The sequence below is a fragment of the Kribbella catacumbae DSM 19601 genome (assembly GCF_000372465.1).
Taxonomy (GTDB): domain Bacteria; phylum Actinomycetota; class Actinomycetes; order Propionibacteriales; family Kribbellaceae; genus Kribbella; species Kribbella catacumbae.
In genome coordinates this window covers 114,266-127,805 of record NZ_AQUZ01000007.1, presented here as the reverse complement: position 1 = coordinate 127,805, position 13,540 = coordinate 114,266, and the positions used below count along the sequence as shown (strand labels likewise).

Sequence of the window (13,540 nt, the reverse complement as noted above, 5' to 3'; positions counted from 1 at the left end):
AGGCCGTGACCGAGACCGTCTGCTACCGGCACCCAGGTCGGCACGCCGGAGTCCGCTGCCAGCGGTGCGAGAAGCCGATCTGCCCGGACTGCATGAACAGCGCGGCTGTCGGCTTCCAGTGCCCGTCGTGCTTCAACGAGGGCGTGAAGTCGATCCCCAAGAAGCGCACGGCGCTGGGCGGTGTCGCCCGCGGGAACAACCAGGTCGTCACGATCACGCTGCTCGTCCTGAACGTGCTGGTCTTCATCGCCGTCCGGTCGGGCAGCCCGCAGATCCTGAGGGATCTGGTCCTGGTCCCCGTTCTGGTCGAATCCGAGCCGTGGCGACTGATCACGTCGGCGTTCACCCACGTGCAGATCTTCCACATCTTCTCGAACCTGTTCATGCTCTGGATGCTCGGCCCGCAGCTGGAGCAGATGCTCGGCCGGCTCCGGTTCGCCGTGCTCTACCTCGTGTCCGGGCTCGGCGGCGGGGTCGCGGTCTGGCTGATTTCCGCGCCTGGCGGTGCCACGCTCGGGGCCTCCGGTGCGGTGCTCGGCCTGGTCGGCGCGCTGCTGGTGATCAGCAGGGCCCAAGGTCTCGATGTCACCTGGATCATCGGCTACATCGGCGTCACCGCGCTGCTCTCGTTCATCGTCCCGAACATCTCCTGGGAAGGCCACCTCGGCGGCTTCGTCACCGGCGCGGCCATCGCCTGGCTCTACCTCCAAGACACCAAACGCCGCCGCGCCAAAGCCCGCCGCTAACCTCCCTCAGAGGGCGGGGTCGATGGTGCCGGTCAGGTAGCGGGTGATGGTGGGGGCTAGCCAGGCGACTGCTTGGGGGCGGGTGAGGGCTGCTACCGGGGGTAGGGCGAGGACGTAGCGGCAGAGGGCGAAGCCGAGGGCTTGGGTGGCGACCAGGCCGGCTCTGGTTGCGGCTTCGGCTGGATCGGCGAGGTTTTTGATGACCGGGGCGAGTTGGCCGGCGAAGAGTTGACGCATGCGTTCGGCTGCCACCTCGTTGGTGACGCTCGCGCGGAGGAGCGCTTTGAGCGATTCGTCGTCCTCCCAGCGGTCGAGGAAGTGGTTGGTGAGCGCTGCCCCGACCTCCTCCCGCGGTAGCGCGCTGAAATCCGGCATCCGCAGGTCGAACTCGGCTGCCGCGGCGAAGAGCTTCTCCTTGTTGCCGAAGTACCGCATCACCATCGCCGGGTCGATCGCCGCGTCCGCCGCGATCGCCCGGATCGTCGCGCGCTCGTAGCCGTCGGCGGCGAACCGCTCCCGTGCCGCCGCGAGGATGCCTGCCCTGGTCCGGTCGGACCGCCGCTCACCCGGTGACTGACTCATGCCCCCACCGTAGGTCAACAGGTGTTGACCTGGCTAGCCGGCCGCTCTACAGTGAAGTCAACAAGCGTTGGCCAACAGTCGTTGACTTGAGAGGGGATCGCGATGATTCCGGAGCGGACCGAGGTGCTGGTCGTAGGTGCTGGACCGGTTGGGCTGGCGGTGGCCGTCTCGCTGGCCGGAGCCGGTCGTCAGGTGACCGTGGTCGATCGCCAGGCGGCAGGGGCGAACACCTCACGAGCCTCCGTGGTGCACCCGCGGACGCTGGAGATGCTGGAGCGGATCGGCGTCAGCGAGCGGCTGACCGAGCTCGGCATCCACGTCGAGCAGTTCAACATCGCCGACGGGGATCGCACCCTCGTCCCGGTCCGGTTCGACAAGCTGCCGACGGCGTACCCGTACGTCCTGATGATCCCGCAGAGCGTCACCGAGCAGGTCCTGCTCGACCGGCTGACCGAGCTCGGTGGCACCGTCCACCGCCCGTACGTCGCCGCCGGCGTGCGGCAGAGCGCGGACGGAGCGGAGGTCTCCCTGGAATCCGGTGAGGTGATCAAGGCGCAGTACGTCGTGGCGGCCGATGGCATGCACAGCAGCATCCGCGACCTCGCCGGGCTGGGCTTCACCGGTGACGGGACCCTGCCGCTGAACTTCACGCTGGCTGACGTCAAGGTCGAAGGCGGTCTGCCGGAGGAAGAGGTGCTCCTGTACTTCTCGAAGGTCGGCATCCTGGTGGCCGCCCCGCTACCCGACGGAAGCTTCCGGCTGGTGGCCGAGGTGGAGGAGGCACCGGAGCAGCCGGATGTCGAGTATGCCCAGCGGCTGCTCGACTCACGGGGTCCGAAGGAGCGCCGCGCCCGGGTCGCCGAAGTGATCTGGGGATCGCGGTTCCGGATACACGAGCGGGTGGCCGACCGGTACCGCGAAGGGCGGATCCTGCTAGCCGGCGACGCGGCGCACACCCACAGCCCGGCGGGTGGTCAGGGGATGAACCTCGGTCTGCGTGATGCCGTGACGCTGGGCGAGGCGCTGGCGATCGCGTTGGCGACCGGCGACGAGAGCAAGCTCGATGAGTACGCGACGGCCGGTCGCGCTGAAGCCGTGCGGGTGGTCGCACTCGCTCACCGGCTGACCCGCCTGGCGACTGTCCCGGCAGCTATCCGCCCGGCCCGCAACGCAGTACTTCGCCTCCTCGCCAACCTCCCCACCTTCCGCCGCGGCCTCGCCGAACAACTAGCCGCCATCGGCCACCGCTAACCGGCCTCGCATCACCCGCACCCGCCCACACGCCGCCGCCGGTCGGCAGGGCGTGCGGGTTTCCCCGCACTGTTGTCCGAACAGCTTCCGCCCGGCCAGGTAGCGCTCTACCCTCCAGTTACCCATCGCAACAACCTCATTACTGGAGGTCACCGTGTTCCATCCCGCCCGATGGCACCGACTTGTCCCCCTCGCGATCGCGGCCGCCGTCCTGGTCGGCGCCGGCAGCAATGTCCAGGCCGTCGCACCACCCGATCGCAAGGTCCAGGCCTACGAGCAGGCTGAACTGATCCAGCTGCTCCGGATCAACATCGCGACCGAATCCGATCGCAAGCGGCTGACCAGCCTCGACCTCGACCTGGCCGAGTCAGCAGGCAAGAACTACGTCGATGTGGTTGCCTATGGCAATCAAGATCGCCGGCTACTGAAGCTCGCCGGTTTCACCTGGTCAGTACTCGAGGACGACCTGGTCGGCGCCGACAGGGAACGCGAGCTCGCCGACGCGGCGTATGCGAAAGCCGTTAAGAACAAGGCGATCCTCGCGACCTTGCCCAGCGGGCGTACGGCGTACCGGCAGCTCGCGGACTACACGAACGATCTCGCGTCGCTGGCGTCGCAGTACCCGACGAAGGTCAAGACGATCACGCTCAAGAACACCTCGCTGGAAGGGCGCACGATCCGCGGCATCGAGATCAGCCGGGACGTGAACGTCAGCAGCGGCAAGCCCGTCTTCATCATGATGGGCCTGCACCACGCGCGCGAATGGCCGTCGGGTGAGCTGACCATGGAGTTCGCCTACGACCTGCTGAAGAACGACGGCGTCGTGCCGCGGATCACCAGCATCCTCGACAAGGCGCGGGTCGTCATCGTCCCGGTGGTGAACCCCGACGGTTTCAACCTGAGCCGCACCTACGGCTACGAGATGAAGCGAAAGAACTGCCGGATCACCAACGGGCAGCTCCCGTCGGCCGGCCAGTGCGCGCAGTCCGCGAACCAGTCCCGTGGCACCGACCTGAACCGGAACTATGCCGGCTTCTGGGGCGGTCCCGGAGCGTCGACCAGCCTCACCTCGGAGACGTACCGCGGCGCGAGCGCCTTCAGCGAGCCCGAGTCGCGCAACATCCAGGCGCTCGTCTCGTCGTACCAGGCGACCACGCTGATCACCAACCACACCTACTCCAACCTGGTACTGCGTGAGCCGGGCTACGCGAGTGCCGGCAAGACCCCGGACGAGACGCTCTACAAGTCGCTGGGCGACCAGATGGCCGCGCAGAACGGCTACCGCAGCCAGTACGGCTACGAGCTCTACGACACCACCGGAACCACCGAGGACTGGTCGTACTACGCGACGGGCGGTCTCGGGTTCACCTTCGAGCACGGCAACAGCTTCCACCCGACCTTCTCGAATGTGCCGAACTACTACTTCGGCTCGGGAAGCACCGCGGGCAAGGGAAACCGCGAGGCCTACCTGATCGCCGCGGAGAGCACGATCAACCCGGCTCGCCACTCGGTGATCACCGGAACCGGCCCGGCCGGTGCGGTCCTGCGCCTGAAGAAGTCGTTCAACACCAAGACGTGGAACGGCACCAACATCCCCGATGTCCTGGACACCACGATGACCGTGCCGGCGGGTGGCACGTACACCTATCACGCGAACCCGTCGACCCGGCCGATCGTCGTCCAGCAAGGCGGCACGGAGTCGTGGACGCTGACCTGTGAGCGGCCGACCGGTCAAGTACTGGAAACCCGTTCGATCACAGTGGCTCGCGGTGCATCCGTCACGGCGAACCTGAGCACCTGCGCGGCGGCCTTCTAGCCGGCAGTCGACTCCCGGATCTGCAACGTGTAGGGAACGGTGAGGTCGCGACGGTCGACCTCACCGGTTCCCGCGATCCGGTCCAGCAGCAGGCCGACGGCGTGCTCCGCGAGCCAGTCCATGTCCGGCGAGATCGTGGTCAGCGACGGCGAGTGGTAGCGGCCGTCCTCGATGTCGTCGAAGCCGACCACCGCGACATCTCGAGGGACCGAGAGCCCAGCCTCGGCAAGGGTTCGCAGCGCGCCGATCGCCAGGAGATCGTTGAAGCAGAACACGGCGTCCGGCGGCTCCGGCAAGGCGAGCAACTCCCGCATCGAGGACGCGCCGTCCTCGCGGTGGTACCCCGTCCCGGCCAGCTCCAGCGCTGGGTCGTGAGGCAGGCCCGCGGCCTTCAGTGCCTTGCGATATCCCTTGCGCCGAACGGCTCCCGTGCCCGCGCCGCCGCCGACTCCGATGGCGGCGATCCGGCGCCGGCCGATCGAGATCAGGTGCGTGGTGGCGTCGAAGGACGCCTGAACGGAGTCGACCGCGACGTGGTCAAGGGTGCCGCCCGCGTGCCGTTCGCCCAGCAGGACCAGGGGTTTCGCGGTGTCGGTGAGGTCGATCTTGGCCGGCGCGGTGGTGATCGGCGAGAAGATGATGCCGTCGATCAACTGGCCGCGCATGCCGCCGAGCACCAGCTTCTCGGCCGCCGCCTCGCCTTCGGTCTGGTCGATCAGCACGGTGATGCCGCGCTTCTTGGCCGCCCGGCTGATCGCGGCGCCGAGCTCGGCGAAGTACGGCGAAGCCATCTCCGGGATCGCCAGCGCGATGAAGTCCGACCGGCCCTTGCGCAGTGACCGGGCGCTCACGTTCGGTGTGTAGTCGAGCGCCTCGATCGCGGCCTGGACCTTGGCCCGGGTCCGCGCGGTGATGTGCGGGTAGTCGTTGATGACGTTGGAGACCGTCTTCACCGACACGCCGGCGCGTGCTGCCACGTCGCTCAGCCTGGTCACCATCCGTAGTCCCTTCGCCCGCTTGTTGCCCGAGTGTTGCACGGCCCTCCCCCTGTTCATTCGCCCCCTTTTCACCCTCCCGGCCGGCTCGCTGTCAACCGGGAGGTCCAAAGAGGGTGAAAAGGGGGCGAATGAACAGGAGAGGGGTCAGCTCTTTACAGCGGATGTCAATCGTTGTAGAACTCCAGGTTAATCGTTGTAAAGATCTCTCTGGAGGATCTGTGGCGCGTCTTGCGGTTGACCCCGCGTTTGTCGTCGGTGCCCTCGACCGGCGCCTGTTCGGCTCGTTCGTCGAGCACATGGGCCGCTGCGTCTACACCGGGATCTACGAGCCGGGACATGCCACGGCCGACCCGGACGGCTTCCGCGAGGACGTGCTGGCCCTGGTCCGTGAGCTGGGCGTGACGACGATCCGCTACCCGGGTGGCAACTTCGTCTCCAACTACGACTGGGAGGACGGCGTCGGCCCGAAGGACCAGCGGCCGCGCAAGCTCGACCTGGCCTGGCGGGCGATCGAGCCGAACCAGTTCGGCACCGACGAGTTCGTCGCCTGGTCTCGCAAGGCCGGCGTCGAGCCGATCTGGGCGGTCAACCTCGGCACCCGCGGGATCAGGGAAGCCGTCGAACTGCTCGAGTACACCAATCTCCCGGCCGGCACCGAACTGCCCGACCGCCGAGTGGCCTACGGCAACAAGGAGCCGTACGGCATCAAGGTGTGGTGCCTGGGCAACGAGATGGACGGGCCGTGGCAGATCGGCCACAAGACCGCCGAGGAGTACGCGCGGCTGGCCGAGGAGACCGCGAACGCGATGCGCCGCGTCGATCCGGGCATCGAGTTCGTCGCCTGCGGTTCGAGCAATCGGCACATGCCGACGTTCGGCGACTGGGAACGCACCGTGCTGGAGCGCACCTACGACCTGGTCGACCACATCTCGCTGCACGCGTACTACGAACCGAAGGACGGCGACCAGCAGAGCTTCCTCGCGGCCGCCGAGGAGATGGACCGGTTCATCGCCTCGGTCGTCGCCACCGCGGACCACGTGAAGGCGCTCAAGCGCAGCGACAAGGAGATCACCTTGTCGTTCGACGAGTGGAACGTCTGGTACCAGCAGCGCTTCCCCGGCGAGCTCGGGCTGGACATCCGCGAGGTCGGCCCGCTGATCGAGGACACCTACACGGTCGACGACGCGGTGGTGGTCGGCAGCCTGCTGATCACCCTGCTCCGGCACGCGGACCGGGTGAAGATCGCTTGCCTGGCGCAACTGGTCAACGTGATCGGCCCGATCCGGACCGAACCCGACGGCCGCGCCTGGCGGCAGACGATCTTCCACCCGTTCGCGCTGACCGCGAAGTACGCGGGCTCGACGGTACTGCGAACCGAAGTGGCCGGCCCCGAGATCGACACCGCGGAGTACGGGCGGGTGCCGGCGCTGTGGAGCACCGCGACGTACGAGGAAAGCACCGGCGAAGTGGTGCTGTTCGTGGTGAACCGGAGCGAGACCGACAAGGTCGACCTCGAGGTCCCCGTGAAGCCAGGACTGCGGGTGGTCGAGCACCTGGCTCTGTACGACGACGACCGGAGTGCGGTCAACACCGCCGAGGACCCGGACCGGGTGGTGCCGCGGCGCATCGACGGCACCGAGGTCACCAACGACAGCTGTACGGCCACGTTGCCCCCTGCTTCGTGGCACATGATCAGGCTCTCCCCTGGAGGTACACGGTGAACACCATCAACCGGCTAGTGTCCTGCGTCCGAGGTTCTTTGGCGCTTGCGGCGCCCAGGCACGCACCTCGCGGCAGCGGAGAAACGACCACGATGGAAAAACATCGAGGCCGCCCCTCCGCCACCGCGATGCACGCACCTGGACACCGCAATCACTCAAACAACCTCGGACGCAGGACACTCGTGCTGGGCGGACTCGGCGCTCTGGGGGCGGCCGGCGTACTGGCCGGCTGTGGCTCGGGCTCGGCGGGCAAGCCCGGCGCGGCGCCCGCGACCGGCGACGGCGGCGCGAAGGGGTACGACGGCCCGGCCGTCGAGCTCGACTTCTGGAACGGGTTCACCGGTGGTGACGGCCCGTTCATGCGCAAGATCGTCGACCAGTTCAACTCTGAGCACCAGAACATCAAGGTCAAGATGACCGTGATGCAGTGGGCCGACTACTACACGAAGCTGCCCACCGCGGTGAGCAGCGGCCGCGGCCCGGCGGTCGCGATCATGCACGTCGACTCACTCGCCACCAACGCGGCCCGGAACGTGATCGAGCCGCTCGACGACGTGGCCAAGGCGCTCGAGCTCAAGCAGGAGGACTTCGCCGACGTGGTCTGGAAGGCCGGCGAGTACAACGGCAAGCGGTACGGGATCCCGCTTGACGTGCACCCGCTCGGCTTCTTCTACAACAAGACGCTGATGAGCCAGGCCGGTCTGGATCCGGCCAAGCCGCCGGCCACCGCGGACGAGTACATGGCGGCGCTCGAAGCGCTGAAGGGCAAGGGCATCCAGGGACACTGGGCCACGCCGTTCCAGTTCACCGGCGTGCTGAGCGTCGAGGCGCTGCTCTGGCAGTTCGGCGGCGAGTTGTTCAACACCGAGTCCACCAAGGCGACTTGGGCCGAGGAGCCCGGGGTGAAGGCGCTGTCCTGGTTCACGGACCTGGTGAAGAAGGGCTACAGCCCGAAGAACGTCGCCCAGGACGCCGACGCGATCGCGTTGCAGAACGGCAAGAACGCGTTCAACTGGAACGGCATCTGGAACATCAACACGCTGAAGGAGAAGAAGGGCCTGGAGTGGGGCGTCGCGCCGCTGCCGAACATCGGCGGCAAGAAGGCGGCCTGGGCCGGCTCGCACCAGTTCTGCCTCCCAAAGCTGAAGACGCCGGACCAGAACAAGTCCACCGCCGCGCGCGTTTTCGTCAACTACGTCAGCCAGAAGTCCCTCGAGTGGGCCAAGGGCGGTCAGGTCCCGGCTCGCAAGCAGGTGCGCGAGTCGGCCGACTTCAAGGCGCTGACGGACCAGGCCGCGCTGGCGACGCAGATCGACGACCTGCGCTTCCCGCCGCCCGTCCCCGGCATCGGTGACGCGCTCGCCGAGCTGAACAAGGCGATCAACGAGGCCGTCCTGCTGAAGACCGAGCCGGCCAAGGCGCTGTCCGATGCGGCCGCCCGGGCGGACAAGATCCTGGAGGCCAACCGCAAGAAGTACGGCGCGTGAGGGGATACGGCCGGGCTACGCCGTATCTGTTTCTGGCGCCGTACCTCGCCTTGTTCCTGCTGTTCGTCGTCGGGCCGGCGGTCTTCGGTCTGTGGATGAGCCTGCACGACTGGGACTTCCAGTTGCCGGGCAAGCCGTTCGTCGGGCTGCAGAACTACAAGGACCTGTTCGACCCGCTGTCGGCCACGGCCGAGCCGTTCTGGCACGGCATGCGGGCGACCGGGATCTTCACGGTCGCGTCGGTGCCGTTCCTGGTGGCGGTACCGCTCGGCCTGGCCGTGCTGCTGAATCGCAAGTTCCCGGGCCGGACGTTCTTCCGGGCCGTGTACTTCGCGCCATACGTGCTGGGTGTGGCGGTCATCGGCCTGATGTTCCGCTACATCCTGGACACCACGTTCGGCATCCTGAACGCCTTCCTCGGCGTCTTCGGCATCTCCGAGATCGGCTGGACCACCGAGCAGCCGTGGGCTTTCGTCGCGCTGGTCGCGGTGACGGTGTGGTGGACGGCCGGCTTCAACGCGATCATCTACCTGGCCGGGCTGCAGGACATCCCGGCCGAGCAGTACGAGGCGGCCGAGCTCGACGGGGCCAGCACCTGGCAGCAGTTCCGGCACGTCACGCTGCCGGGGCTGCGGCCGGTCACCGTCTTCATCGTCGTGATCACCCTGCTGGCCAGCGCCAACATGTTCGGCCAGGCGCTGCTGATCACGCAGGGCGGACCCGGTGACACCACCACGACGGCGTTGATGGTGATCACCGACACGGGATTCAGCCAGTTCCGGATGGGGCAGGCCGCGGCGATGAGCTACCTGCTCGCGATCTGCCTGGCGATCGTCGCCCTCGTCGTGTTCCGGCTGATGAAGGAGCGTAAGTCATGAAACGCAGACCGTCCGCCTTCTTCTGGGTGCTGGTCGTGCTGCTGACCCTGCTGGTGATCGTCCCGTTGCTGTGGATGGTCGTCACCTCGATCAAGACGGTCGGTGAGTCGCAGGCCGATCCGCCGACCCTGATCCCGCAGGACCCGAGTGGGCGGGCGTTCGGTGAGGTCCTCACCACCGGCGGCCAGAACCCGGTACTGCGCTGGGCGCTGAACAGCTTTGCCGCGGCGACCCTGCACGCGGCGCTGGTGGTCGTGGTGGCCTCGATGGCCGGCTACGCCCTGGCGAGGATGGAGTTCCGCTTCAAGAATTTCATCTTCTCCTTCATCTTGCTGACCCTGTTCATCCCCGGCTTCGTCTTCCTGATGCCGAACTACCTACTGATGGACAACCTGGGCTGGCTGGACACGCTGTGGGCGCTGGTCGTCCCCGGCGCGGCCGGTGCGTTCGGGGTGTTCTTCATGCGGCAGTTCTTCCTGGCCATCCCGAAGGAGCTCGAGGAGGTCGCGCTGATCGACGGCGCGAACGCCTGGACCATCTTCACCCGGATCATCCTGCCGAACGCCAAGCCGGCGCTGGCCACCCTGACGGTGCTGTCGTTCCTGGCCAACTGGAACGACTTCGTCTGGCCGCTCTTCGTGCTGTTCAGCCCCGAACGCCTCACCCTGCCGGCCGGCCTGAGCCTGCTGCAGGGCGCCTACACGACCGACTACCCGGTGATCATGGCCGGCGCGACCGTCGCCGCCGTACCGGTACTGATCCTCTACGTCTTCGTCCAGCGCTACGTCATCGAAGGTGTCGCCCGCAGCGGCATCAAAGGTTGATTTGTGAAAGGGGACCCCTGCCCATGCCTCCTAAACGCTTACTAGCAGCAGTAACTGCCGTGGTCGCGATTGCCGCCGGTACTACGGCCGCAGTCGCGGCGCCGCCACCCGTGACCACGCTCAACGACATCTCAGCATCCTTCGCCGACACTTTCGCCGACCCGGCGATCATCCAGGGCCGCGACGGCTACTGGTACGCCTACGCCACCTCGGACCCGCTCGTCGCCAACGGCCCGTTCGGCCTGATGCACATGGCCAGGACCAAGGACTTCGGCGACTGGGAGTACCTCGGCACGGTCTTCAACGACAGCACCAAACCCGCTTGGGCCGCACCCGGCTCCTTCTTCTGGGCTCCCGACATCCGGTACTTCGGCGGCCGGTACGTCATGTACTTCACCGTCACCGACACACTCGCCAACCCAGGTGGCGATCCGGGGATCGGCGTGGCCACCGCCCCGACTCCCGCAGGTCCCTGGACCGCCACCGACAGCCCGGTGGTCGCCCCGAAGCCCGACGGCAACGGCGGCTACTTCGGCACGATCGACCCGGCCATGCTCACCGCCGCCGACGGCAAGCGCTACATGTACAGCGGCGGCTTCTACGGTGGCATCTCCGTCACCGAACTCTCCCCCGACGGCTTGCACTCGGTCGGTACTCCCACCCAGGTGACGGTCGGCGACCGCTACGAGGGCGCGTACGTCGTCTACCGCGACGGCTGGTACTACCTGATGGGCTCGTCGATGAACTGCTGTGCGGGCCCGACCACCGGGTACTCCGTCTTCGCCGGCCGCTCCAAGTCGCCCCGTGGGCCTTTCCTGGACGCCAACGGGGTGAGCCTGAACGAGTCGCGCGTCGGCGGCACGACGGTGATCACCCAGAACGGCAACAAGTGGATCGGCCCGGGCCACCACGCCTTCATGACCGACGCGGCCGGGCAGGACCACATCGTCTACCACGCGATCGACCGCAGTACGCCGTGGTTGACCGACCCGTTCGGCATCAACCGGCGGCCGATGCTGATCGACCGGATCGACTGGATCGACGGCTGGCCGCGCACCCGGGCTGGCGCCGGTCCGTCCGATACGCCACAGCCCGCGCCGACGACCGGCTCAGCGGCCGGGATCAACTCGGCCGATCCAGCCGGCGGACTGCTGGGCGCGACCAGGCTGGCTGGTGACTCGCTTGGTGGTCCCACTGCGTCCATCCGCGGCGCGGCAACGACGAAGCAGTCGGTGCCGGGTGGGTCGGTGCGCGTCGAGGCCAACGTCAAGCTCGGGAGTAGCTTCACCACCGTTCTCGGCGGCGGCGCCGTGGTGGTCAGCGCTCGTGGCAGCAAGGTGAGTATCGCTGCCGGCGGGCGCACCGCGAGTGCTGCCCTACCTGCCGACTTCGACCGGTCGCAGTGGAACAACCTGGCGGTGCAGGTCCTCGGCACCACCGTGACCGCTCGGGTGAGCGACACCGGGCTCGGCGACCTCTACGCGGAGGCGCGACTCGACGTACCAGGGCTGAAGGTGCGATCCGCTCCGGTGAGCTGGCTGGGGACGGCCGAGGTCGACAACCTGACCGTTCGCCCGGTGGCGGCTCCGGTACGCCGCGCCGCCGCGGTACCGGTTGCTGGGGAGTTGTTGGCTGGTGATGATTTCAACGGCTCGGGTCTTGGTGACCAGTGGTCGTGGGTGCGACCGGATGCGCGAGCAGTTGTTGCCGAGGGCAAGTTGTCGTGGCCGATGCAGAACACCGATCTGGTGGGCTCGGGCAACAATGCCGGGCTGCTCTTCCACCAGACGCCGGCGCGGGACAGTTGGATCGCGGAGACGAAGCTGCATCTCGATCTCGGCGAGGGCGACATCCGCAACTACCAGCAGGCGGGGATGATCGCGTACCTGAACGACAACGACTTCGCCCGGCTCGGGGACGTGTCGATCTGGAGGACGCGGCAGACCGAGTTCGGCCGGGAGCTCGTGGCGCGTTCTGACGGGGCGACCAGCTACGGCGCTGCGGCGATCGGGCGATCGGCGCCGACTCTGTGGATGCGGCTCGCCTACCAGCGCAATGCGGCTGGGGAGCACGTCTACCGGGCGGGGACCAGTGTCGACGGCAAGCAGTGGACCTGGGGTGCAGCCTGGGTGCTGCCGGCTGGGACGACTCCGAAGCTCGGCCTTTACACGCACGGCGACCAGACCGGCTCCAACCCGCCGCCGGTGGCTACGTTCGACTACTTGCGGTTCTACGCGAGCAAGTGATGCTGCGCTGGCCGGGGTTGCTGCTGAGCCTCTTGTTGGTGGGGTGCAGCAACCCCGGCGGTGCTGAAAGGGCAACGATGGGCTTCACGAATCCTGTGTACGACAACAACTTCGCCGACCCGCACGTGATCGCGGTCGGCGACCAGTACTACGCCTACGCGACGAACGGGCCGCTCGGCAACGTGCAGACGCTGAAGTCCACGGACCTGGTGTCCTGGGACCAGGTCGGCGACGCGTTGCCATCCCTGCCCGCATGGACCTCACCGGGCAAGGTCTGGGCGCCAGAGGTCGCAGTACAGGGAACTGATCGTTTCGTCATGTATTACACGACTTCCGACACCGCGTCCGGGCGGCAATGTATCGGTGTCGCGGTGGCCTCGAAGCCAGAAGGTCCATTTGTCGACAAATCGAGCAAACCCCTGATCTGTCAGGTAGCTGAGGGTGGCTCGATCGACGCGAGCCCGTTCGAGGACTCGTCCGGCCGGCGCTGGCTCTACTGGAAGAACGACGGCAACGCGGTCAGCGTCGACACCTGGATCTACGTCTCCCAACTAGCCCCCGACGGCCTGACGCTGACCGGCGAACCCACCCGCCTGATCAAGCAGACGCTGCCCTGGGAGGGCAATCTCGTCGAAGCGCCTTATGTTGTCGAGCGCAACGGCAAGTTCCATCTCTTCTACTCCGCCAACGCCTTCGACAAGGCGGAGTACGCGGTCGGCCACGCACTCTGTACGACGCCGACCGGTCCGTGCACGAAGACCGGCGACCCCATCCTCACCTCATCGAACGACGCCGCCGGCCCCGGTCACAACATGGTCCTGCTCAAGGACGACCGCTACTGGTTCGTCTACCACGCCTGGGACCCAGCCCTGGTCGGCGTCGACCCACCCGGCCGCACCATGTGGCTCTCCGAACTCACCTGGAACGGCGACGTCCCTGCAGTCCAACCACCCCTGAAGCAGAACCCGGCCACGCCCTAGTCCAGGCCGCA

The 13,540-nt window shown here is 67.3% G+C and carries 11 protein-coding genes; 9 read left to right on the top strand and 2 right to left on the bottom strand.

Annotated elements, in window-relative coordinates; all coding sequences use genetic code 11:
* The first annotated feature begins 5 nt into the window (after positions 1 to 5).
* Complete coding sequence (locus tag A3ES_RS0110090) at positions 6 to 746, top strand: rhomboid family intramembrane serine protease (RefSeq protein ID WP_020386681.1); 741 nt, start codon at positions 6 to 8, stop codon at positions 744 to 746.
* 6 nt (positions 747 to 752) lie between these two features.
* On the opposite strand, the gene A3ES_RS0110085 is transcribed toward A3ES_RS0110090, so the two are convergent.
* Positions 753 to 1,328 carry a TetR/AcrR family transcriptional regulator gene (locus tag A3ES_RS0110085; protein ID WP_020386680.1) on the bottom strand — a complete coding sequence of 192 codons (576 nt, stop codon included), beginning with the start codon at positions 1,326 to 1,328 and terminating at the stop codon, positions 753 to 755.
* A gap of 102 nt (positions 1,329 to 1,430) precedes the next feature.
* Between A3ES_RS0110085 and A3ES_RS0110080 the strand changes: the two genes are divergently transcribed.
* Together A3ES_RS0110080 and A3ES_RS46775 are read left to right on the top strand one after the other, a co-directional pair.
* Positions 1,431 to 2,579 (top strand): FAD-dependent oxidoreductase, encoded by a 1,149-nt coding sequence (locus tag A3ES_RS0110080; protein WP_020386679.1) that lies wholly within the window; start codon positions 1,431 to 1,433, stop codon positions 2,577 to 2,579.
* A 154-nt stretch (positions 2,580 to 2,733) separates the two neighbouring features.
* Positions 2,734 to 4,395, top strand: coding sequence for a M14 family metallopeptidase (locus tag A3ES_RS46775; RefSeq protein WP_020386678.1), 1,662 nt, complete (start codon positions 2,734 to 2,736; stop codon positions 4,393 to 4,395).
* On the opposite strand, the gene A3ES_RS0110070 is transcribed toward A3ES_RS46775, so the two are convergent.
* The gene (locus tag A3ES_RS0110070; RefSeq protein ID WP_026162733.1) at positions 4,392 to 5,393 is read right to left on the bottom strand and encodes a LacI family DNA-binding transcriptional regulator; all 1,002 of its coding nucleotides are present in this window, start codon (positions 5,391 to 5,393) and stop codon (positions 4,392 to 4,394) included. The genes A3ES_RS46775 and A3ES_RS0110070 overlap by 4 nt on opposite strands.
* Positions 5,394 to 5,611: 218 nt before the next feature.
* Here A3ES_RS0110070 and arfA point away from each other — a divergent pair, with 218 nt between their 5' ends.
* From arfA to A3ES_RS0110040, 6 genes are all read left to right on the top strand, one after another.
* Positions 5,612 to 7,114, top strand: coding sequence for an arabinosylfuranosidase ArfA (arfA, locus tag A3ES_RS0110065; protein WP_020386676.1), 1,503 nt, complete (start codon positions 5,612 to 5,614; stop codon positions 7,112 to 7,114).
* Between the two features lie 182 nt (positions 7,115 to 7,296).
* On the top strand, positions 7,297 to 8,601 hold the full coding sequence (locus tag A3ES_RS0110060) for an ABC transporter substrate-binding protein (protein WP_020386675.1): 1,305 nt from the start codon (positions 7,297 to 7,299) through the stop codon (positions 8,599 to 8,601).
* A complete protein-coding gene (locus A3ES_RS0110055; RefSeq protein WP_020386674.1) occupies positions 8,598 to 9,479 on the top strand; it encodes a carbohydrate ABC transporter permease in 882 nt (293 codons plus the stop codon). Before A3ES_RS0110060 ends, A3ES_RS0110055 begins: the two co-directional genes overlap by 4 nt.
* Positions 9,476 to 10,303, top strand: coding sequence for a carbohydrate ABC transporter permease (locus A3ES_RS0110050; RefSeq protein WP_020386673.1), 828 nt, complete (start codon positions 9,476 to 9,478; stop codon positions 10,301 to 10,303). Before A3ES_RS0110055 ends, A3ES_RS0110050 begins: the two co-directional genes overlap by 4 nt.
* 23 nt (positions 10,304 to 10,326) lie before the next feature.
* Complete coding sequence (locus A3ES_RS0110045; RefSeq protein ID WP_026162732.1) at positions 10,327 to 12,549, top strand: family 43 glycosylhydrolase; 2,223 nt, start codon at positions 10,327 to 10,329, stop codon at positions 12,547 to 12,549.
* A gap of 77 nt (positions 12,550 to 12,626) precedes the next feature.
* Positions 12,627 to 13,529: a glycoside hydrolase family 43 protein gene (locus A3ES_RS0110040; RefSeq protein WP_020386671.1), complete on the top strand. Its 903-nt coding sequence runs from the start codon at positions 12,627 to 12,629 to the stop codon at positions 13,527 to 13,529.
* Positions 13,530 to 13,540: the final 11 nt, after the last annotated feature.